13 protein-coding genes are annotated in these 23215 nt (G+C 39.5%); 3 read left to right on the top strand and 10 right to left on the bottom strand.

The window, feature by feature from the left end:
* The first annotated feature begins 72 nt into the window (after nt 1–72).
* Nucleotides 73–1263, top strand: a complete 1191-nt coding sequence (gene sucC, locus ACFSR8_RS15005; protein ID WP_380293487.1) for an ADP-forming succinate--CoA ligase subunit beta — start codon at nt 73–75, stop codon at nt 1261–1263.
* 34 nt (nt 1264–1297) lie between these two features.
* Here sucC and ACFSR8_RS15010 read toward each other — a convergent pair whose 3' ends face one another.
* Complete coding sequence (locus ACFSR8_RS15010; RefSeq protein ID WP_380293489.1) at nt 1298–1552, bottom strand: DUF1456 family protein; 255 nt, start codon at nt 1550–1552, stop codon at nt 1298–1300.
* A gap of 373 nt (nt 1553–1925) precedes the next feature.
* Here ACFSR8_RS15010 and ACFSR8_RS15015 point away from each other — a divergent pair, with 373 nt between their 5' ends.
* Entirely contained in the window at nt 1926–2339 is a 414-nt protein-coding gene (locus ACFSR8_RS15015) for a TerB family tellurite resistance protein (RefSeq protein WP_380293491.1), read from the top strand.
* Nucleotides 2340–2400: 61 nt separating this feature from the next.
* Here the strand turns inward: ACFSR8_RS15015 and uvrB are convergent, their stop codons facing one another.
* The 6 genes from uvrB to ACFSR8_RS15045 all read right to left on the bottom strand — a co-directional run bounded on the left by uvrB (nt 2401) and on the right by ACFSR8_RS15045 (nt 19937).
* Nucleotides 2401–4404, bottom strand: coding sequence for an excinuclease ABC subunit UvrB (gene uvrB / locus ACFSR8_RS15020; protein WP_380293493.1), 2004 nt, complete (start codon nt 4402–4404; stop codon nt 2401–2403).
* An 82-nt stretch (nt 4405–4486) separates the two neighbouring features.
* Nucleotides 4487–10222 carry a T9SS type B sorting domain-containing protein gene (locus ACFSR8_RS15025; protein ID WP_380293495.1) on the bottom strand — a complete coding sequence of 1912 codons (5736 nt, stop codon included), beginning with the start codon at nt 10220–10222 and terminating at the stop codon, nt 4487–4489.
* A 167-nt stretch (nt 10223–10389) separates the two neighbouring features.
* Complete coding sequence (locus tag ACFSR8_RS15030; protein WP_380293497.1) at nt 10390–15273, bottom strand: T9SS type B sorting domain-containing protein; 4884 nt, start codon at nt 15271–15273, stop codon at nt 10390–10392.
* 130 nt (nt 15274–15403) lie between these two features.
* The gene (locus tag ACFSR8_RS15035; RefSeq protein ID WP_380293499.1) at nt 15404–18178 is read right to left on the bottom strand and encodes a T9SS type B sorting domain-containing protein; all 2775 of its coding nucleotides are present in this window, start codon (nt 18176–18178) and stop codon (nt 15404–15406) included.
* Between the two features lie 27 nt (nt 18179–18205).
* Nucleotides 18206–19030, bottom strand: a complete 825-nt coding sequence (locus ACFSR8_RS15040) for an ABC transporter permease (protein WP_380293501.1) — start codon at nt 19028–19030, stop codon at nt 18206–18208.
* A gap of 10 nt (nt 19031–19040) precedes the next feature.
* A complete protein-coding gene (locus ACFSR8_RS15045) occupies nt 19041–19937 on the bottom strand; it encodes an ABC transporter ATP-binding protein (RefSeq protein ID WP_380293503.1) in 897 nt (298 codons plus the stop codon).
* Nucleotides 19938–20049: 112 nt separating this feature from the next.
* Here ACFSR8_RS15045 and ACFSR8_RS15050 point away from each other — a divergent pair, with 112 nt between their 5' ends.
* A complete protein-coding gene (locus ACFSR8_RS15050; protein WP_380293505.1) occupies nt 20050–21114 on the top strand; it encodes a hypothetical protein in 1065 nt (354 codons plus the stop codon).
* Nucleotides 21115–21119: 5 nt separating this feature from the next.
* On the opposite strand, the gene ACFSR8_RS15055 is transcribed toward ACFSR8_RS15050, so the two are convergent.
* Genes ACFSR8_RS15055 through ACFSR8_RS15065 form a run of 3 tightly spaced genes read right to left on the bottom strand, consistent with a single transcriptional unit; the run spans nt 21120 to nt 23142 of the window.
* The gene (locus ACFSR8_RS15055; RefSeq protein ID WP_380293507.1) at nt 21120–21629 is read right to left on the bottom strand and encodes an IS1096 element passenger TnpR family protein; all 510 of its coding nucleotides are present in this window, start codon (nt 21627–21629) and stop codon (nt 21120–21122) included.
* A 30-nt stretch (nt 21630–21659) separates the two neighbouring features.
* Nucleotides 21660–22031: a TfoX/Sxy family protein gene (locus ACFSR8_RS15060; protein ID WP_380293509.1), complete on the bottom strand. Its 372-nt coding sequence runs from the start codon at nt 22029–22031 to the stop codon at nt 21660–21662.
* A gap of 4 nt (nt 22032–22035) precedes the next feature.
* Complete coding sequence (locus ACFSR8_RS15065; protein ID WP_380293511.1) at nt 22036–23142, bottom strand: heparan-alpha-glucosaminide N-acetyltransferase domain-containing protein; 1107 nt, start codon at nt 23140–23142, stop codon at nt 22036–22038.
* Between the last annotated feature and the right edge of the window lie 73 nt (nt 23143–23215).

Below are 23215 nucleotides of genomic sequence, written 5' to 3' on the forward strand. Positions count from 1 at the left end.
CGCCATTCAATTATTAGATTTATTAGTCCCGATTAATTATTTTTGTTTTTCTTAAAAACGATTGAGCAAACTATGAATTTACACGAATATCAAGGCAAGGAAATTTTAAGCACTTTTGGAGTACGCATCCAACGTGGCATTGTGGCCCAGAATGCCAATGAAGCTGTTGCAGCAGCAAAGCAATTAACTTCGGAAACTGGGACCAGTTGGCACGTTATTAAAGCCCAAGTTCACGCCGGTGGACGTGGAAAAGGCGGAGGTGTTAAGCTTGCGAAGAATTTACAGGAAGTTGAGGAATTGGCAGGGCAAATCATTGGTATGAATTTGGTAACGCCACAAACTTCGGCCGAAGGTAAAAAAGTACACCAAGTTTTGGTTGCCGAAGATGTGTATTATCCAGGTGAAAGCGAAACGGATGAATTTTATATGTCTGTTTTGTTGAATCGCGGGAACGGAAGAAACATGATTATGTATTCCACGGAAGGTGGTATGGATATTGAAACCGTAGCTGAGGAAACGCCTCATTTGATATTTACCGAGGAAATTGACCCTGCGGTTGGTTTAATGCCTTTTCAGGCTAGAAGGGTAGCTTTCAATTTAGGTTTATCAGGATTGGCATTTAAGGAAATGACCATGTTTGTTTCAGCGTTGTATACGGCTTACGTTAAATCCGATGCATCTTTATTCGAAATCAATCCCGTATTAAAAACTAGTGATAATAAAATTATGGCAGTGGATGCGAAAGTAACCATTGACGATAACGCTCTTTATAGACATAAAGATTATGTGAATTTACGCGATTTGCGTGAAGAGAACCCAATTGAAGTAGAGGCCAAGGAAGTAGGCTTAAACTATGTGGACCTTGACGGAAATGTAGGTTGTATGGTCAACGGCGCAGGTTTGGCCATGGCTACAATGGATTTGATTAAGCAGGCAGGAGGGGAGCCAGCCAACTTTTTGGACGTTGGTGGTACCGCAGACGCTGCTCGGGTAGAAGCAGCATTCAAAATTATATTGAAAGACCCTGCGGTGAAGGCCATCCTTATTAATATTTTTGGTGGTATTGTACGTTGCGATCGTGTAGCCCAAGGTGTTATTGACGCTTATAAAAACATGGGTAATATCAATGTGCCAATTATAGTAAGATTACAAGGTACTAATGCAGATATTGCCAAAGAATTGATTGATAGTTCAGGTTTGGATGTACTAAGTGCTACTGAATTTCAGGAAGCGGCCGATAAAGTACAAGAGGTTTTGGGCTAGTATTTATCGAATAATATTTGAAAGGGCATCATTTTTAATGTTGCCTTTTTTTTGTGGATTTTTGTTTCTGAGGCATTGGTCCCCTAAGATGTATTACCAAACCATTTAAGAAGTTCCGGAGTATTTGATCTCCACATTCTTTATACTTTGGGTGGTTCTCCTTTCTAAAGAAAGCGCCCAATTCACTTTTGGAGATTCTAAAATCAACCAATTTTAAAATTTCTACAATTTCATCATCCCTTAATTTTAGGGCTACCCTTAATTTCTTTAAAATATCATTGTTTGTCATAGTAATACTAAAATTTCCTATTTACACATGCATTTCATCGATTTTGCATTTTAGCACTTCCGATTCTGGCGTTTTAATAACATTTGTAAAGATACCTCAAAATATAGTAAAAGAATTGCTAATTTTTGGATTAAATATTTTGTTTTAAAATATTGACAATAAGGTTGTTAAGGTGTGTTTTTGCGGAAAAACACTTTAAATATCCTCAATGATAAACCGCACTTATTTTAGGATTAAAAATACCCTTGATTGATAAAGTCAATAAAATCGACGATAAAAGGCACCTGCTTTTTCGATAAGAGACATTATATACACGATAACAACCTGCCCTTTCTACTTACCTTTATATTGAAGTTAAATTAAACCCTCAAGAATGATAAATAGAGTAGAAAAATTAAGTCTTTTATCTGAAATGATTGCTTTTGCAAAATATGATAAGGATATACAGGATATAGAATATAATTTTTTGCTGGGTGTAGCGAAACAATTGGATATTTCCCGTGAGGATTTCGATTATCTTATCAAACACCCTGTGCATTATACACATTTAAAGTCCCACAGTGAGCGTATCGTTCAGTTTCATAGACTTGTTCTGCTAATGAATATTGAGCAGGAACATGGTAACGGTAATAGTTCTTCAGGGGTTATCAAATTATATAATTTTGGATTAAGAATGGGCTTGAGCCATGAGTCCATTTCTAAAGTGCTCTACCTTATGGAGAGTTTCCCTAACAAAATTGTACCGCCGGATGTTTTAATAGATATTTTTAAAACTCAGTATAATTAGTATTAGTGTTGACAACTAGTAAGTTGCTATTCGGCTATATTTTTCAGAAAAGCTAAAAGTGTTACACTTTTAGCTTTTCTAATTTTTCCTGATAAGATTTGATGTCATCCCTCAATTGGGCGGCAACGATAAAGTCCAAAGCTTTTGCGGCTTCTTCCATCAGTTTTCGTTTTTCGCGAATTTTCTTTTCCAGTTCAGGCTTGCTTAAATATTCACTTTCAGGCTCGGCTGCTCTTGCCGCTTCCAATTCATATTTATAAGTACTAACAGAATTTTTGGCGAGAGCGTTGTCTAAACTTTTGTTCAATGCCCTCGGCGTAATGTTGTGCTTGATATTGTAGGCTATCTGCTTTTCACGACGATAATTGGTCTCATCAATAGTTTTTTGCATGCTGTTGGTAATTTTGTCAGCATACATAATGGCTCTTCCGTTTAGGTTTCTTGCAGCGCGCCCAACGGTTTGGGTCAACGATCGGTTGGAACGCAGAAACCCTTCTTTGTCAGCGTCCAAAATAGCAACTAGGGACACTTCGGGTAAATCTAGGCCTTCTCGCAATAAATTAACCCCAACCAGTACATCGAATAGTCCTTTTCTCAAATCCTGCATAATTTCAACACGCTCCAAGGTATCCACATCACTATGGATATATCGGCAACGGATTTGAATGCGCTCCAAATATTTCGTCAACTCCTCTGCCATTCTTTTAGTTAGGGTAGTCACTAAGGTACGTTCGTCCTTTTCCACCCGAACCTGAATTTCTTCAATCAAATCATCAATTTGATTTAAACTTGGGCGCACCTCTATTTCAGGGTCTAAAAGGCCAGTCGGACGAATGACCTGCTCTACATAGATTCCTCCCGTTTTTTGAAGTTCATAATCTGCTGGGGTGGCGCTCACATAAATTACCTGGTTTTGAAGAGCTTCAAATTCTTCAAATTTTAAAGGCCTATTGTCCATTGCGGCGGGCAACCTAAAACCGTATTCCACCAGATTTTCCTTTCGGCTTCTATCCCCTCCGTACATCGCGTGCACCTGGGAAATGGTCACATGGCTTTCGTCCACCACCATTAAATAATCCTCAGGAAAATAATCCAAAAGACAGAAAGGGCGGGAGCCCGGCAATCTTCCGTCCAAATAGCGTGAGTAATTCTCAATACCGGAGCAGTACCCTAATTCCCGAATCATTTCTAGGTCAAACTCGGTACGTTCTTTTAATCGTTTTGCTTCTAAATGTTTGCCGATTTCCTTAAAATAATCATGCTGTTTTACCAGATCGTCCTGAATATCCTTTATGGCATTTTGAAGGATTTCAGGCGAGGTTACAAACATATTTGCCGGATAAATATTTAGCCTGTCGTATTTTTCAATGACCTGATTGGCTTGAATGTTGAACGATTCAATATCCTCAATTTCATCCCCAAAGAAATGAATGCGATAGGCGTCGTCAGCATAACTTGGGAAGATATCCACCGTATCCCCTTTGATTCTAAAATTACCGTGACGGAAATCCGCTTCGGTTCGAGAATACAGACTTTGCACGAGTTGATGCAACAGCGCAGTGCGGGATATCACTTGGTCACGTTTTAAAGTGATGACATTTTTCTGAAATTCGATTGGGTTGCCAATACCGTATAGACAGGACACTGAAGCCACAACCAAAACATCCCGCCGTCCCGAAAGTAAGGAAGAGGTGGTGCTCAATCGCATTTTTTCAATCTCCTCATTGATGGACAGATCCTTTTCTATATAGACCCCAGAAACCGGAATATAGGCCTCCGGTTGGTAATAATCATAATAAGACACGAAATATTCTACAGCATTGTTCGGGAAAAACTGCTTGAATTCCGAATACAGTTGCGCGGCAAGGGTTTTATTATGCGCCAGAACTAGGGTAGGGCGTTGCACTTCCTCGATTACGTTGGCCACAGTAAAAGTTTTTCCCGAGCCAGTCACTCCTAAAAGGGTTTGGTAATTTTCACCGGAAGAAATACCATCAGCCAATTGTCCAATAGCTTCGGGTTGATCACCAGTTGGTCTGAATTCGGATTCGATCGTGAATTTCATAGTAATTGAAGCCTAAAAAATTAGGAATGTCTAAATTACTGAAAGTCCTTGAAATTTGGAATTTAAGTTTGGAAAATTAATGCTATCGTTTCAACGTAAAATGCCCCATAAATGTTCTTCCATCTTGAAGGAATACCTTAAACCAATAATCATCAGTAGGCATTAATTGCCCATTGAACGTACCGTCCCAGCCCCTTTCCGAAGGACTCAGTTGCTTGATAAGTTTGCCATAACGATCAAATATCTGAATGATACTGTTGGGTTGATTGGTAGCACTTATGCCTTTAATTTGCCAATAGGGGTTGTAAGCATCACCATTTGGAGTGAAAAACTGAGGGTAACCGATAATGGCCAAATCTAAGGTGTTAGGCTGGCATATTTGACCACTGTCAATGGCGTATAAAGTGTAAAATCCCGGAGGTATATTTCTAAAAACCGAAGAGCTTTGATAACTTGGCGAACTGTTATCTTCCACTTTTTGCAAAGCGAATTCATAGTCATCCTCACCCAAAAGTGAAAGATCAATAATCTCGACGGTATGTGAATATGAAGGGTTGGATACACGTACATTTTCCTCATCCAGAATTGGGGATTGCGAGCCTTCCACTAGAACTTCCCTAGATCTTGAACACCCCGTACCGTCTGTTTTTGTTAGGGTGATTTTATAGGTGCCTGGCGTTGAAACAGGCAAAACCCTATCATTGGTTATTAGTTGATCAACGACCGTGCCGTTGGAGTTTGTCCAACGCCATTCATAGGTAAATATTTCAGTAGGATCTGCTTCAATGGGTGTCAGGTCTATGCTAAAAGTGGGATCAGAAGAGCAAATCCGTTCGTTCGTATTAATATCAAAATCAGGTAAAGGATTTACAGTGAGTTCGATAGTTGTGTTAGCCGAACAACTCGCATCTAGTGGATTTACCACTTCTACTGTAATGGTTTGGCTAGTGGAAAATAATGGATTGGGCAATGCGGGAGCCTCTGTAATAGTTGCTCCGTTTTCATCAATATAGTCAAAGAAAATATCCATATTAGTTTGTGTGCCCAAAATTGTGCTAGCAAAGGTTGAGGTATCAAATTCAAAATTACCGTCGTCATCAATATCCCCGGCATCGCCATCGCATACAATCTGAGGAGAGACAGTACTGGCAATCGGCTGTTCATAAATCACAAAATCAACAGTGGTTTCGTCAAAACAAGGGCCGTCTGGATCTGAAGTGTTATTGTTGGTTAATCTCACGGTGATGGTTTGGTTTTCCGTAAGAAAAGGGTTGGGTAAATTAGTTGTTGTGACCTGCGTCCCTGTCTGATCTAAATACGTATAGCTAACTGTAACATTTGCAAGGGATTGCCCGTTAAGAACGTCACTTTCAACTTGGCTAGTATCAAAAGGGAATGAGAGAACGGCATCTGTGGTATCCATATCGCATTGAGGTGCAACATTAACAGGGAAGGCCTCCGGAAGGGCTTCAACATTCAATAGATTTGGAAATTCTTCCAAACCAAGACAATCATTGCCCAAATCACTTTTAACGCGTACCCAAATAGCTTGGACATTTGGGCTATTGGTGTTTTGATGTGCCGAAATATTTGGAATTTCATTGTTTTCCAATTCCGCATCTATTTGGCTCTCATAAAAATGAACCGTTACGTTAATGCTGGGGAATATCGTATTTGAAATTTCATCCCTAATATCGGTTAAATCAAAAGTTGCCACGCCGTCCCTGAAGTCCGTGCCGTCATCACATTCGTATTTTGGGGAGGGGTTATATGATGCCAAAGCCGCACTGCTGGGGTTTACTTCTATGTTTATTGGTACAACTCTAGAACAAGTATTTGGGTTTTCCACACGAATCCAAATGGTCTCGGGTGTAAAGCCTGGCGCATCCTGATAAGCATCTGGATTCGGAATTGGGTTTGTTGCATTTTCAGCTTCCAGTTGCGTTTCGTAATAAGTGAATACAAGCCCGTCTGTAAGGTGGTCGGGATTTATTTCTTCTTTTATATCATCCAAGGTAAGATTGAAGAGTGCTTGACCGTCATTACTGTCGTCGTCACACTGCGCGTAGGTATTTGGACTATTGACAACTGGCAATTCAAAAACTTCGATCTGGAAGGACGTATCGGTATAACAGTCTGAAAATAAATTGTTCGTTACCCTCACATAGATGGTCTGTCCTCCAGAAATAGTATTGTTAAAGGACCCTGGCGCTCCAATCTGTGCAGTATAAGTAGGGTCTTCAAAATAGGTTATTGAAAAATCCGAAGAAGATTGCCCATTAAGGATTTCTGTTTCCCTTTGGGTAAGATCAAATGTGATACGCCCATCTGTATCTGTTCCCCCCGTTGTATTGTCGCATTCCTTTATTGGGGCAATAGCTGAAGCATTGGCAGGAAAGGCAGATTCGTACACCTCTAAATCAAAACTGGACGTGTCAAAACATGAAATGTTATTGATATTTTCGACCCTCGCATAAATTGTTGTATCACTGCTTTCAAATGGGCTAGTTATCGGATTCGCATTTGCGTCCGCATCCGCCTGGGAATCATGGTAGCTGATGCTCATGCCAGGTTGGGTATTTATGCTACTATTTTGTAATGTCAAATCAAAAGGCATAGAGCCATTGTTGTCGTCATCGCACAACCTCATGGTGGACGCAGTATTCGCCACAGGCTGTAAATCAACCTCTAAGTCTATTTCATCTGAATAGAGGCCACAGGTGTTGCCGTCTCTATCAAGTTTTACCCTGTATTGGTATCCATTAAAACTCAAAGGTGCAGTACTAATAAATAAATCTGCAGAAATTGCTCCAGAATATGTTCCATCGTCAACAATGGAAGTCCAACTAATACCGTCAGTGCTCACTTCCCATTGGTAGGTCTCTGCCTCTGGCGAAACGACAGATAGCACAGCATTCGAATCTTCGCAAACGATTGTATCAACTGGCTCAGTTGTAATATTTATTGGGGCGCCATTCAAATAATCCGCATCCGGCAGGGTATAGCCGTCGGCAGCATTGATTACCTTTCCAGGTGTATTAACCACAGGGATATCATCGCCCAAATAATCGTCGCCGTTGGCATCCGAAAAACCGGCTTCGATAACATCGCTACAACTGTCTCCATCGCTATCAGCATCGATATAACTAAAGATGGTGTCGTTGTCGGCATCATTGGGGTTATAGCCTATTTCATTACTGTCGGGTGTGGTTTCGGCAGCGTCTGCCCAGCCATTTGCTCCGTAAGTTGGGCCGTCTTCAATGCCATCCAAATCTGTGTCAGATAATGTGCCCAACTGCCCTGTTTCAAATAAATCCGTGATCCCGTCGTTGTCGCTATCCAAATCGTACATATCCCAAATCCCGTCAGAATCTGTATCGATTGGTGTTGCATTTATATCGTATATATCGTCCAATCCGTTTAAGTCCGCATCGATTCCTGACAGTGGTGTTAATGTGCCTTGGTTTTCAACAAAATCTGGAATACCATCGTTATCGCTATCCAAATCAAACTCGTCTTTTACACCATCACCATCGTTATCCTTTTTATAGCATGTAAATGATATGATACCATTAAAAATAGAAGATGTAGATAAATTAGCATTACTATGTATGAAAGCAAAACCATCTATTTGATTTGCATAAAAAGCGAATGGCGTATTTCCAGTAGCTGAAGTATTTATTTTAAATTGAATTTCTGATCCTGATATTTGGGTTATACCAGTTTCGAAGATACCGTCAAAATTAGAATCTACTAAAAGTCTATCATCAGGATCCACTAGTGTTATATTTTTATTGGCAGGAAACACACGAGCAACAAATACTTCATTAGTATTTATAGGTATTGCACTATTTTCCATTAATTTGAAATTTAATGGTTCTGTAAAGTTCATCGTATAATTATTCTGGGCATTCACAGATGCGCCAACAATACTACTGAATTCCCCTTGAATACCACCAGTAACACTATTAAGATTGCCATTGTCGTTGAATTGCGTGTAGTTGGTACTTACTATGGCATTGTTTGTGCTGCCATCTTGAAATTCTAATATAGGATTTAAAGCATCAGTTAAATTTATATTCACATCACCATTAGACTCATCACAGTTAACTATACCGTCGTTGTCATTATCGATGTCAATATTATCAATAATACCATCACTGTCCCTATCGTCTGGGCAGATACTTATAGGCACTTCTGCGGATTCTAGTGTTTCCAGGGTGCAGGTAATGATTCCGATAAGCTTGTATTTTCCAGGAACGGTAGGGGTAAAGGAAGGTACATTTGAGGCTACAACATTAAAAGTCCCATTACCGTCATCAAAAAGCCACTCGTAACTATCGAAGTTTTGGGTATTTGCCGCCTCAAGGGTGATGTTTGGTATACAGTTGCCCAATGTTACAAACTGAGCATCAAAAATGATTTCTGGTGGTGATGGGAATCCAGAGTAAAAGCTTCCAGAGGTAGCGGCACCATTATAGTTAAAGTAGGCACAATACAATTCATCTGAACTGGCAACTGCAATATTGCCATTTAGTCCCTTTACTTTATAGGTGACATAGTCGGGTTTGCCGGTTACAGGGCTTGGTCCCAACGGATTGAAGCTTGCAATTGGGGTACCATTAAGGGTTACAGTCGCACCTGTCTTGGTGACCACCGTAATACCACCATCAAAATTTCTAGTGCCTATATTGTTGATATTAGCAATATTGTCAAGGTTTCCTCTGGTTTCACAACTTAAGGGGGGTACGAAAAACATACCTTGATTAGCCTCATTCGGAGTACCGGCGTTTCCCAAGCCACCTACACCTTGATATGCAAAGGCAGGTTGAGAGGTTTCCACATACATATTTCCAGTGGTGCTAAATTGGTTACCTTCAATCACAACATGTTCGCCTGCATTAAGCGTGGCTATCGGCGCATTTCCATTTACGCTTACAGAGGTATTGTCGGTATGGGCTACAATAAGAACATTTTCCCATTCATTTGAGCCATCACCTCTCACAAAAATATATTCGGTGCCTACTTTGCTCGCACCAACAATTTGGTCTATTCCATAATCTCGTCCGTTACCCGCACCGAAGCTACCATTGGCTGAGCCACAGTTTACCACAATTGGCTTATCAGATTGGATTAAGCACCCTATCAATCCTGTCCTGTTAACAAGTGTATCAAAGCTATTTAGGGCAATTGAATAGCTTTCGCCTTCATCCAGAGTGGTATTTATTGGAATGGCTCCAGCGTAGTTTCTAATAATTAATCCGGCTGGTAGATTACTAAAGTTAACTTGGGTGTTATCTTCGGTGGCCATTACTGAAACAAAATTCAAATAGTTGTCCTGCGGATTGGCATTCGTATAAGTGCCCACCCTAAACTGAGTATCCAATGCTGAGGCTCCTTTACTAACCAAAGCTCCTGCTTGGGCATTGTTACCGGCGTTCATCCTAACGGAAACATAAATTGGCGCTGCAGCCTCAATGATATAGCCTTTATTGTCGACTACTGCGCTCGTTTGAATTGACGGAATAAAGAGTTGAGTGTTGCCGCTTCCTATGGAAATCTGGTCCGGGTTGGCGTTGGATACCGTTCCATTTATGTAGTTAGTGGCGGGTTGCCCAACCGGGATAATGGTATATGGCACATTGGCATTACTCGGTGTTGATATATAAATGTACTGATCTTCAGGATTGGCATTGCCATTTGCCGCATAAGTCAAAGGCGGAATATAGTGGGTTTTGCTTAATTGAGAAAACCCTTTAAAACTAAATAGAAGTACAAGTAATACTACTAAATTTGTTGTCCGATTGCTAAAACGCATCTATATTATTATAAGCACAAGTTAAAGTACAAATGAAGCCAAGGCCTAAAATATCACTTTTAATTGTATTTGACTTATAAAAACTTCGAAGGTTTAAAATTTGGGGTAAAATGCGTTTTTTGATCCTTGAATTCTATTGATATGCCGAAATCAAATAGGTCCTTAGTCTAGCGTTTAAGGGCAAAATGTCCTCGAATATTAAAGGATTCCCCGTTTTGGACAATGTCCGCCGAGAACCAATAATCATCCGCAGGCATGTTAGACCCATTAAAAGTGCCATCCCAACCTGGGGAGTTGTGGGCCAACATTTTCAAAAGTTTACCATGGCGGTTATAAATGTAAACTAATGAACCGGGGAGCATATTTGCACCAACAATATGCCAAGTGTCAAAATCACCATCACCATTTGGAGTTACAAATTTTGGAATATCAATTATGAAAACTTCCGTTTCTGCAGTGGCACAACCACTTAGGTCATCGACATAAATGGTGTTCTCGCCAAGTGGTACATTTAAAAATACATTAGAAGTTTGCGGCTCCCCCTCATTCAATCGGTAAACATAATTACCGATACCATTTACGTTTACCACAACTGAATTTGGGTCTGAAAAATTGACGATTTCAGGTTCGGCAAAAATAGCTTGTTGCGAATCGATAACAGTGATAGTTTTCGAATCCACGCAACTTTCGGCATTGGCATGTGGCCTTGTTACTTCAACCGTATAATCGCCAACCTGGGAAGTATTGGTCAAAGTAATTTGGGAACCCGTAAAGCCGTTTACGGCAGGATTTACGGTTGTCGACCAAAGATAAGTATCATTTGGGTTACCTGTGTAGGCATCAATAATAAGAGGCAAATCGTCTATGCACAGAGGCACATCCTCAATAGGTATGATAGGTAGTGGGTTGATCATGGTTGCAAATTGCGTGGTATCATAACAGCCTGTATTTCCGTTTTCTAGCCTAGCATATATGATTTCGCCATCGGTAGCTTCGTAAGAAGACGGAATTCTATTGGTGTCCATTTCGGCATCGTCAAATGTATTGTAGAACGTGATATTATAGTCGCCTGCGGGTTGTGTACCCAATATATCGGCATTCGCTTCGGTTAGATTGAAAACCAGTAAACCATCATCGTCATCATCACATTTTATCAAATTCTGAGGTGCATTGGCAATGGGATTAGGGTTAATTTGAAGTGTAAAACTGCTATAGGTGATGCACTGCGTTGACACACTTTCAATACGCGTATAAATCGTATGGCTACTTGCCGAATATGAATAAGTATCGTTTAAAGCCCCCATATTGTTTTGGGCGTCTGTCGAGCTATTAAAATAGTTGATGATCACGGCATTGACATCATCTACCAACATCTCATCTACCGTGGACAAGTCGAAAGTATTTGTATCATTATCGCATATTGGAATAATGTCGTTAAAATTGATATTGGGCAAAGCAATAACTTCCAATGTTAATGGTATTACTGTGAAACAAGTTGTTTGATTATTGGTAACTTTGATATAAACAGTGCCGGAAGCTGACATATAGCTGTTCGGATTTGGAATGGCCAGATTATCATCCTCAACGTCCGCCATATTTTCAAAGTAATGTACAGAAATATCCGTTTGAAACCTATCGAAGTTTTCGTATTCCGCATCATCAAGATTGAAGGACACCAGACCATCGTAATCGTCATCGCATTGCGTAAACACTTCTGCTTCCGATAGGTCGGGGGAGGCTACCACATTGATACCGAACTCTTCTATTACCGTACAGTCGGAGCCATTATTTTCTATTCGCGCATAAAGCTGTTCCGGATTTTGTGTATTAGTGTACTGTAGGTCAATTTGGTTAACATTGTCAAGGGCATTTTGCTCGTCATTAAAAAAGCTAATGATTAAGTCACTGGGTGAACCCTGTGAGATTTCATCAATTTTTCGTTGAAGATCGAATGTTTCTACCCCATCGTTTGAAGCGTCATCACAAACCAAAAAAGAACCAGGAACGTTATAAACAGGATTGGCGCCCACTTCAATAAAAAAGGACGTTTCTGCCATACATGAGGCATCTGTAATATTTTCTACCCTTACATAAATGGTTTGTGGGCTCGAGGTATTTATATATAGAGTGTTTTTGTCAATTGGGTTTGTGTATCCTGCATCTTCAAAATAAAGCACCTCTTTACCCGTTTGGCCGTTCAGGATTTCGGCATCCCAATCGGAAAACAAAAACTCGGCTTGGTTGTCGCCGTCGTCCTCACAAATTTGAAAGTTGCTGATGGTCGAAAAAACGGGTACGGTATTTACGTAAACTTCAAGCTCGGCAATATCGTAACATCTTGAAACTGTGGTGTTGCTAGTGACTCGGACATATATAGTTTGCGTACCGGTCTCATAATCTGTTGGTGTTGTAATGGGGTTAGTATCATTAATGGCATCGTTTTCATTAGTAAAAAACGAAATATCAAGCCCGGTGGTATCAGGAACAATTTCGAGAATTTTATCCTCCAGATTTAAAACGGTCAAGCCATCTTGGTCGTCGTCACAAACGGTAAAAGGCGTTGGAGTTGTAACACCAGGGGCGGCAACCACTTCAATTTGAAATTCGTTAACGGTGTAACAGCCAGTCCCATCGCTTTCAATTCTTGCATAAATAGTCTCCTGAGGTTGTGAGTTGGTATAAAACGGTGGCAATGGGTCAAAGTTTGTATCGGCATCATCAAAGGAACCAAAATAGGTTACAATGAAATCAGTATTTCCACCAAGAATTAATTCGTCAAACGACGATAAATCTATACTTACAATACCATCATCATCGTCGTCGCAGTAAGGTACTGGGTCAAACGGATCGAAAATCAATACTGGGTTTACAATTAGATTGATTTCAGAAACTTCGGTACACGAACCATTTTCGATTTCAATGAATAAAGTAGTAGGGTTGGAAGCTGGATAAAGATTATTTTTATCTATTGGGTTATTGGCATTGTATTCTGCTTCCGATTCATAAAATGTGACTGTAACGTTGTCTATGTTGTCCGCAATAAATGTTTCGACAATAAATAGATTAAAATCAATTATGCCATCGTTTGACGGGTCATCACAAAGTGCAAAATCTCCGGTGTCGGTACCAGTTAACAATAAATTGGTGTGTATTTCCAATGGAGCAATGGAAGCACAGCCGGTAGCGTTATCCTCTACCCGAACATACACTACTTGCACCTCAGGTGCTATATTTTGATAGTTGGTTTCATTGGCAATGGCATCAGTGTTATTTACGGCATCATCGTTACTTTCATGGAACGAAACTGTAACATCTGAAAGGGGTAGGCCGTCTAAAACATCAGATATGGCTTGAGTTAAGTCAAATGTATCAAAACCATCATGGTCGGTGTCACAACCATCTAACGGTGTGGGTTCCCTATTAATTACGGGCCCGTTGGTAATATTGATGGTAAGCGGAGCTGAGGTATTATAACATCCTGTGGCAGAATTGATAACCCTAACATAAACTGTTTCGCTAGGGGTATTAGTGTTGACATAAGGTGTTGGGATGGGGTTGTTCCCATTATCGGCATCAAGTGCGTTGTAATGATAACTTACCGTAAGCGCTGTATCTCCCATAGTAATTTCGTCATCCTTTACCGTAAGATCTATAGTCGTAAATCCATCACTTGGATCATTGTCGGTATCGCATATTTCCAGAACGGAGGGGTCCATAATATCCGGAATGGGGTTTACCACTAAATTGAATGTAGAATAGGCAATACACCCTGTGTCCATATCGTCTATTCGAATAAAAATAGGTTGCGTTAACGATGTGTTTTGAATTGGAGTGGTGATGGGATTTGCACTATTTCTGGCGTCAGCATCTGACAAATGGTATGAAAAAGTGGTATTTGTAAATGTGGACGGAAAGATGCCCATAACCTCTGTGTTCTTTGTAGAGAGATCAAACGTTTCAACTTCATCGCCACTGAGGTCGTCACAGAGCATATAGTCCGAAATTGGAGAAAGGGTGATTTCGGTTTGAATGTTAACCACAATTTCGTCCTCTTCCACACAGGCTGTGCTATTAAGAGTATTGGTAATTTCAACGCGATAGGTGCCACTTTGGGTAACATCTAATGTTGGGTTCGTTTCTCCGGAAATTAGAACATTATCACGAAACCAGGCGTAAGTTGCACTGGGACTCTGGATATCTCCATCCAGTGTGATGGATTGGGCGCAAGTGTCAATATCGTCTCCTAAATCCAGAATTTTGAAACTATCTCCTTCGATAAATACTGCTGAATCAAATTCATTATCAAACCCATCGGCAATTACCAATTTGATATGGTATGTTACGAAAGGGGTAATTGTAGTCGATGCAGTAAATACTTCAGTTCTTCCATTATAGTTGGTGTCACCAATATTATAGCCGTCAAAATATTGCTCGTTCTGGGCGGCACACACACCTACAATTTCGTCGTGCACCGTATTTGTATTTACTGGAGTTGTCGTACCAGGAACCAAGGCAATATTTTGATAGGGCAACCCGCTACCTGCCTCTCGTATCAGGAATGCAAATCCATCGGAAACGTTACAGGGATTGATACCAGAATACTCCTCCGAGGCCAGTAAATAATTGAACTGTACCCTATTGGAAATGGAAACAAAGTCGAATTCTATGGAGGTTGCATTAAGGGTATTGGTAATACCAAGTGCAGCTTCCAAATCAGGGTCGGTGCCCCAAATATCTGAGCCTTCGCTTAGTGTGGTTGTGGTAACCGCATTTCCAGCAGATTCGGCTGCCCCCGTGGATAGCATGATACCGTTCTCAAATGGAAAATTGGAACTTCCCCTGCTAAATTCCCCATAGCTCCTAAAGCCAGTGCTATTACCATTAACGGTAGAGGTGATGTTAGATACTTCAACACAACCGTCTACTAAATTATCTTCTATAAGCTGCCGAACGGTTACGTTTCCATTAACAGTAATTTGCTGGGAAACCGCTGAGTTAACTGCAAAGACTAATGCAATTAGCAATAGACAAACATGTAGGCTCTTTTTCAATTTGTAACATTTGGGTGAAACAATATATTTTTTGAGGGCTTATTTAGGCATCGAAAATAACTTTTTTTTAGACGAAACGCAAAAAAAATCCGATGAAATGCAATTAAATTGGTTTTATTCTCATAATGCCTTAATATTTTAGTGTAAAATGGTTCTTGAACACCCTGCCGTCTTGAAGGGTTACAAAGAACCAATAGTCGTCGGTTGGCAATCTCAAACCATTCAGTGTACCATCCCAACCGTTGCCAAGTGGATCTAGTTCTTTTACCAATTTACCATATCTATTGTAAATTTTGACTTTAGTATTAGGCTGGAACATTTCAGAAACACCTAAAACATTCCAAGTATCGCTAGAACCGTCGTTATTGGGTGTGAAATACTTTGGAAAACCTACTATGGAGACATCTTCCGATACTGTACCGCAATTGTTTTTCACATCTCTCACATAAACCCTGTAAATGCCGGGTCTTATATTAACGAATGTATCGCTATTTTGGTATGGAGCCACAATGTTGCCGTCGCTATCTTCTAGCTGAAATTGATAGGTGCCATCTCCCGAAACGATAACTGCTACAGGTGTATTGTTGTAAGTATTGTTGTCGCTAAAATCAAAGCCTTCAATTTTGGCGATATTTGATGGTTCAACTTCTATAGTTTTTGCTTTGGAACACCCGGTGATTTTATCTATTACGTTTACTTGGTAGGTTCCTGTTTGGTTCACTGTAATAGTTGGGCTTTGTGAGATAAGCGTTCCTGTATTATCTGTCCATTCATATCTGAAATTAGAAATATCCGATGTGAATACTCCAGCTTCCAAAGTGATGGGTTCTGGGAAAAAATTAGTACAGTAGTAGGCCGTGGTACTTGCATCATCGATCTCCGGAAGCGGGTAAACCGTTAATTTGATTTCGCCAATGCCGTAACAGTTATTCTCGTTTTCAACCCTTGCATAAACAGTTTGGCTAAAGGCAGTAGTGTTGGTATATTGTTCTGGCAACTCATTTCGTTCAAGTAATGCATCATCATAGCTTGCATAAAAAGCAATACTTGCACTGGCTGGCGCCCCTCCCAAAATGGTGGTATTTGCATTGGACAGAGTAAATTCCTGAAAGCCGTCTTCCACACCATCATCATCACATGTAGTCAGTTCTTCGTTTAAAACACTTGTTAGGCTCACAGCTAAGGTCAATTCTGAAGTGTTGCTACAGGTAGTATCTGTATTTATGACTTCAACATAAATTATTTGTGGATTGGTTGCATTTTGAAAATCGTTGGGGATTGAAATCCGATTAGTTTTTGAGGCGTCCCTGTAAAAGTTGACAGACAGGTTTGGCTCACTTGCTGTAAAAATTTCAATAGCTTTATTAAGATTAAAGCGAGTTATTCCGTCGTTTGGCTGTGCGTCTTCATCACATTGAAGTAATGTGTAGTCTGTGGTAATGGGTTTAGGCTTAAATTGCATTAAAGCTTGCCCTTCAAGTCCGTTGCATTTTTCTCCATCAATTTCAATGATTACTTCATATATCCCCGATTCGTTGACGGATAAGGTGTTTGTATCATTGGTAAGATCTAAATTGTCCTTGCTCCAAAAGTAAACTGCTCCATCTATGTCCGGCGCCCGCAATGTATACGAGTCGCCTTCACATAAACTAAGTGAATTTGAGGAAGATCCATTTTGAATAATATCGATTTTTTCATTGAAAAAAGAAGTAAGAAAAGGTGGAAGGCCTTGAGTGGAGCGGTTTGGGGACAACTCAATCCCATTATGGTCGTAATTGCAAGCCTGTCCTCTCTGGTTGGGATCATGTATTATTGCCAAATACGGAATCCCAAAATTATAGGTAGCAGCTAAAGCACGATAAATTTTTCCGTTTGGCCCTAACTGAAGTGAGCCTCTATACAGCTGACGCTCGTCTATGGTAAATTCTGATGCTTGGATATCGGCTTCCGTAACATCAAATTGAGTTAAAGTGGACCTATGGTTAGTTGGGTCGTTATTTGCCAATGGGATGTTCAGGTTGTTGTAGTTGTTGGAGGAATGGACATAAAGGAATTGGTTGTTTGGCGAAAATTCCACACCATATGGAAAATTGTTCAAGCCAGAAATATTTAGCTGCAATTGATTGCTTACAATTCCGGTGGTGGCGTCAAAATCATAGAGTAATAGTCTGTTGTTGCCTGGTGGATCAATGGTATTGTTGGTCATATTGGCTACTGCCATTTTTGTTCCATCCGGCGAGAGCTTTAAATTACCTCTGGCATCAAATACACTTAGATTGTTAAATGTCGATTTAACCGGAGTCGTACGGACTCCAGTGTTGCTTACCTCAAAAGCGTGATACGTATTAAAACCTGCCTCTAATCCATTCTCTGAGGAAAAAGCAATTACCCAAAGGGATTCGGTCTCACAATCTTTTAAAACGGCAGTCAATTTTTCTGAACAAGTGCCTAAAAGGTTGATGTTTTTCGTAGTAACTTCTCCACGGCCTTCGTCTCTTCTCATGTCAACTTCAGAGTAATTTAGGCCATAATTAAACCCGTCAAGTTCATTGTCCACAGTAAATACGTAATACGAATCTGGATGGCTTGGTTTCGGAACTATTATTGCCGATTGGGTACTGGAGGCGTCCCCAAACAGGTCTGTGCCTCCTATCATGACATCGTGTTCCTTATTCCAAATGGTAGAGCCGTCGGTGTAAAAAAGCAAATTGCCAAAATTATCAGAAATTGAAGCACAGCCTTCATTTGTAAAAAGGTTTCCGTCGTTCAATGAAGTGGCTACTCCGGTAAAAGGATCAAAACTTACGCCTCCGCCGTATCCAAAATACCAATTGGAGGCTTCACCTTGCGCACAAACACCAGCGTTTACGACAAATAGAATCACTAAAAGGGCAATTTTTTTCATCTTTTCATAGCAATGCCATCAAAGATATTATAAATCGCGCTTTTTTAATAATCTGTACGATAAAAAGATGAATAGTCCTGTCCAAGCCAAAACGATTAAGATTTCATGGAAGTGCACTCCGTAATCGTGAATAAACTCCTGGTTGTTTGGAGCCTTCATTGATGCTATGCGCAATGCGGGCCAGTCAATCAATTTGTACATGGACTTTAAAGGGAAAAGATTGTGTATGCCCGTAGCTATATCGTCATTGGTAAATTTGTATATAATGGCATATATAATCCACTCCAAGATGAAAAGGATGAATAAAAAGGCCAACGCAAAAGCCGAGCGTTTTACTAACATTCCAAGTAATAGGCACAAGCTGAAAAATCCAATCAGTTTGACACAGTAAGCCAAAAGAAACTCTGTGTCGGCAAATATGATACTAAACTCGTTGTAACTAGAATAATAAAGGCCTATGGCCATAGTCAATACAAAAATAATGGCAGTTGAGACCAAGGAGAAGAATATGATAGTGTAAAACTTGGAAAGAATAAATTCTTTTTTGCTCAAGCCGTCAATTAAATTTTGTTTGATGGTTTTATTGCTATACTCGTTTCCTATCATACTCACTACTACAATGGCGAAAAAGAGCTTGAAATGTGCCGCAAAATAGGTAACTAAATGCCAAATTAATGGAAAATTAAAAACGCCCCATTCCCCAAGTTCTATAGTGAAATAGCCGAAAAAAGGTATTTTTAAAGAGGATAAAAAGATTATAAAAAGAGGTAAAATAAACGAGATGAAAATAAGTGTTTTACTCGTTTTATTGAGCATTAGTTTTTGCAATTCTAGCTTCAGAAGTCGTAACATTTCTATGGGGTTATTGGTTGTCGGTTAGTTGTAAAAATTGTTCTTCAAGGCTTTCTTTGCGTTGGACTAAATGTGTTAGAATTATACCTTTTTCGAAAAGAAGTTTGTTGAATTCGTCCGAAGGCAGCGGTTCATTTAAAAATGCGGTAATCAATTCGCCTTCTACCTTTATCTTTCCAAAGGATGAGTTGTTATTTAAAAAATCAAGAAGTTCTTGACTGTTTTTGCATTTTAATTCAAAGAAACCGTGACTTGAAATCATTTCGTCCACACGGCCTGAATACAGCTTTACGCCTTTTCGCAGTACAACTACATGAGTGCATACTTTTTCAACTTCGTCTAAAAGATGTGAGGCCAATAATATTGTAGTGCCTTGATTGGCAATATCCTTTATGATTTGTCGGATTTGATGGATGCCCTGAGGGTCTAAACCATTTGTAGGCTCATCCAAAATCAAAATTTCAGGGTCGTTTAAAAGGGCGGAGGCAATGGCCAATCGCTGTTTCATTCCCAATGAAAAGGTTTTGAATTTACTGTCCTTTCTGCTTAAAAGACCAACGATCTCAAGTTTTTCCTCAATTTTAGAATAATCAACTTCCTTTATTCTGCAAACCAATTTGAGGTTTTCAAACGCTGTCATGTATGGGTAGAAGTTGGGGCGCTCGATAATAGCGCCTACTTTTTTAAGGGCATCATGGGTAGTGGTATTGCCATCAAACCACTTAAAACCTCCCGAGGTTTTGTTCACAACATTCAGTACTACGCCAAGGGTAGTGGATTTACCGCTTCCGTTAGGCCCTAAAATCCCATAAACATTGCCTTTGTTTATGGTGAAGGACAAATCTTGTACTGCAGTTAAATATCCAAATTTTTTTGTCAGGTTGTTGATTGTTAAAATAGGTTCCAAGCGAAAAAGTTTTTTGCCGAAAAGTGTTCGGCTATTGATTAGTTTATATTTATGACGAGGTGTTGCATATTTTGTTACATAAAATCCCTTAAATTTGAGCAATCGAAGTATTATGGAAGACTTAAAAATATCTAAGCGAAAACCGTCGTATCCAATTTCTGCTAAGCTAAATAAATACCTGTCGGAATACAACAGGATTACAAAAACCCCAATTTTTTATGATGATTTGTTGCGGTTTCAAGGGGCCATTGAGGTGTATGATAAGGATGATAACGATACCCTTTGGATTCGCGTGTACTACAGTGAGTTTGACCGGGAGGAAATCGATTTGGCTCTGAAAAAGGTGTATGCTTATCTGCATTCTGATGGCAACGAGAGCATTTTCCCGTTTTTAAGTGTTGATGCCATTGACTACTGCACTTTTGGGAATTCTAAGCCTTTTCGAATAAAGATTAGGAATATTATGAACGATAACTATACCTATTTCTATGTGAAAACGGCAGATGCATCACGTATTTATGGATTGGAGCTGGAGCACATGCTTTCGCCCTATAATTTGAATTTTTTGGTGAACAATACCACCTTGATTGAAGAGCATATTGTGGGTATCCCGGGAGATGTGTTTATAAAAGATATGTTACCCAATTGCACAAAAAGGGAAAAGTCTCAAATAGCAAAGGAATTTGTGAAATTTAATGAGCGATGCATGATTCGATTACTTGGGGATATGCGCTCTTACAATTATGTAATTGTACCCACGCATGATTTTGACAATGTGGTGTACAGGATTCGAGCTATTGATTTTGACCAACAGTCGTACGAAGGAAAGTTTAATATTTACCGCCCACAATTTTTTAAGGAAAATACTAAAATGGTTGAAATGGTTTCTGAAAGTATTCAAAAACTATCCATTGACCAATATAAAATTGAGGAGCGCTCCATATTGGTTAAGCGTTTAAAAAGTTTTAATGACAGGATTAATGCGCTCCTAAAATGCATGATGAAAGATGTGATTTCCACGGATGAAAATGTGGACTTGCTAAAGGAAAAAATATTTGAGTATACTTACGACAGCAAGTTTAAGAAGTGTAAAAATATGGGAGAAATCCTCGAAGAGGCTTTGGCGTATCTAGTACATAATTATGAAAATGTAAACCCTTTAAATTTAAGACGTTAATAAGTTTAATTCCAGTTTTCATCGAAGTCAAGATTATTGTAATCTTCGACATCCAGACCATTATCGAATTCATCAAAATCGTCATCTTCGGCTTCAAAAATTCGCTCCGGTGCACTATCTGGAACTTGCCCTTGCACGAACATTAAATTTGGATAATCAAAACCTTCTGCCTCATCTACAATTTCGGCCAATTCAACATAAAACGTCCACATGCTTAAAAAGTCGTAGATATAGATTAGCTTGGTCTGCGCTTCGTGTACCACATCATTTATTGCGGTTTCGTTCATCAATCGTGCTGAGCCATCTTCACTCAAATCAAAAAGCGAAATCTCCTCACCTTGGTCCCATTGGTCGTTACTAATATAAAACGAAGCCATTTCACTGCCGTCAAAACCAAAAGATTGTGTGATGATGTTATGCAAATCCTCCAAGGTATCCGTTTCCCGAATTTCTAAATCCCGAAACACATCGTCTTCGGTATCGTTGTCCAAAATCACTCGAAATCTGTAAATCATTTCAATTAAATATTGGGTACAAAGATAACTTTATTTTTTTGGTTTTCTGGGTTTGCTGGTCTTTGCCAAGGGGTTAAATTTTAAGCATAAATCTAGCCAGTAAGAGAGCGTTTCTTCGGAGTCGAAACCCTCGGGCGTAACAAAAATATAACCTTTCATGGGTCGGCCTGTAAAATCCATCGGGAGGCATTCGGGTTTTTCGAGTTCATTTTCGTAAGCGTCCAATCCAATGCGAGCCATCAATAAGCTATCGCCATATTTTTTGTCTATATGGATACCGCATAACATTTTGTTGTCCACTTTAAAACAAAGACCTCCCATCATTTTAAGCTCGGAAAACCCAGTATGCTTTTCTTTCAATTGCCTTCTAATGCGGTCTGCTAAAAATTCGTCGTATGCCATGATTTCAGCTTTTGAATTTATCTACTAATTTTCTAAAGGTATTATACAAAAATGCATTTGTTTTTGCATAATAAAACGAGATAAAACAGACCACAAGTATAAAACAAATTGCGCCAATAATGGCCTCTGTTGGATTTAACGATTTTTTCAAATAGCGACTCAGTCCGTAACCCGTATAGCTTCCATAAATAATGATGAAATGAATCACGTAAATGGACAAGGTTTTTTGGCCAATACTTGTGATGATGGATTGTTTCATAAAACGTTCAAGGGTGTAGAAGATAGCAAAGATCACTAAAACATTACCAAATCTGGTGAACAGATAATTATAGTTTGCGGAGGCGTACAACAATTCAAAATCAGTTAAGCGATACAGTTTTATCAAGAACCATGAGGAATAATTTATTAAGACGAGTCCAACTAAAAAAAAGGTAATTATCGTTAACAGTTTAAACCGTGGCCGGTGCACGTGCCTAAAAAATACCGTGGCCAACCAAGCACCGAAAGCAGTGTATCCAAACCAGGGGAGAATGGTGAATACTGACCCATTTTCCTTGATAATATAATTTGCAAAAAGTTTGGGAACAGTTGGAAGGGATAATTCCCGGAAAAGTGGTTCAGTTAAAAAGCACGCTATTCCGATAACGGCCAATACGATGGACAAAATGTAGGAGTGCTTTTTTAAAAGCATATAAAGAAGTACCATTATAATGAGTGACAGTCCGATACATTGCAACACGTCTACAGCAAGAAACCTTAAATTGAAATTCCCGCTGAACCAATTAAGCACATTGATGCGCAAGCTGTAACCGATAGCGATAAGCAATACGCCCCGATACAAGCCTTTTTTTATCCTTGGTTTGTCATCCCCTTTGGTATAAGCCCGCAACAACAAATACATAAAAACCAAACCCGAAATCGTAAAAAAGGTAGGTGCGGTTATACCGCGAAAGTACGACCAAATAGAGTAGGCGGTATTCTCTGGATCTCGAAAAATAGGATCTATCAAGGTATCTATAAAATGGCCCTGAAGCATCATCAAGATGGCGAATGCTCTCACAGCATCTATAAAATACAAACGGTTGGTATGCAAAGCAATGGGTTTGTTCAAGCTAAAGATACTTTTAAATATCGGAATCCAAAATGAAGTAAAATGATATATTTATAAAATAATATCCGTTTAT

Source organism: Hyunsoonleella rubra (assembly GCF_042684665.1).
Taxonomy (GTDB): Bacteria; Bacteroidota; Bacteroidia; order Flavobacteriales; family Flavobacteriaceae; genus Jejuia; species Jejuia rubra.

Excerpts from the sequence above, each read along its gene's own strand:
- ACFSR8_RS15060 (WP_380293509.1), bottom strand. The coding sequence starts at position 22,031 with ATGGCATACGACGAATTTTTAGCAGACCGCATTAGAAGGCAATTGAAA.
- ACFSR8_RS15010 (WP_380293489.1), bottom strand. The coding sequence starts at position 1,552 with ATGACAAACAATGATATTTTAAAGAAATTAAGGGTAGCCCTAAAATTA.
- ACFSR8_RS15025 (WP_380293495.1), bottom strand. The coding sequence starts at position 10,222 with ATGCGTTTTAGCAATCGGACAACAAATTTAGTAGTATTACTTGTACTT.
- ACFSR8_RS15040 (WP_380293501.1), bottom strand. The coding sequence starts at position 19,030 with ATGTTACGACTTCTGAAGCTAGAATTGCAAAAACTAATGCTCAATAAA.
- uvrB (WP_380293493.1), bottom strand. The coding sequence starts at position 4,404 with ATGAAATTCACGATCGAATCCGAATTCAGACCAACTGGTGATCAACCC.
- ACFSR8_RS15015 (WP_380293491.1), top strand. The coding sequence starts at position 1,926 with ATGATAAATAGAGTAGAAAAATTAAGTCTTTTATCTGAAATGATTGCT.
- ACFSR8_RS15050 (WP_380293505.1), top strand. The coding sequence starts at position 20,050 with ATGGAAGACTTAAAAATATCTAAGCGAAAACCGTCGTATCCAATTTCT.
- ACFSR8_RS15055 (WP_380293507.1), bottom strand. The coding sequence starts at position 21,629 with ATGATTTACAGATTTCGAGTGATTTTGGACAACGATACCGAAGACGAT.
- ACFSR8_RS15035 (WP_380293499.1), bottom strand. The coding sequence starts at position 18,178 with ATGAAAAAAATTGCCCTTTTAGTGATTCTATTTGTCGTAAACGCTGGT.
- sucC (WP_380293487.1), top strand. The coding sequence starts at position 73 with ATGAATTTACACGAATATCAAGGCAAGGAAATTTTAAGCACTTTTGGA.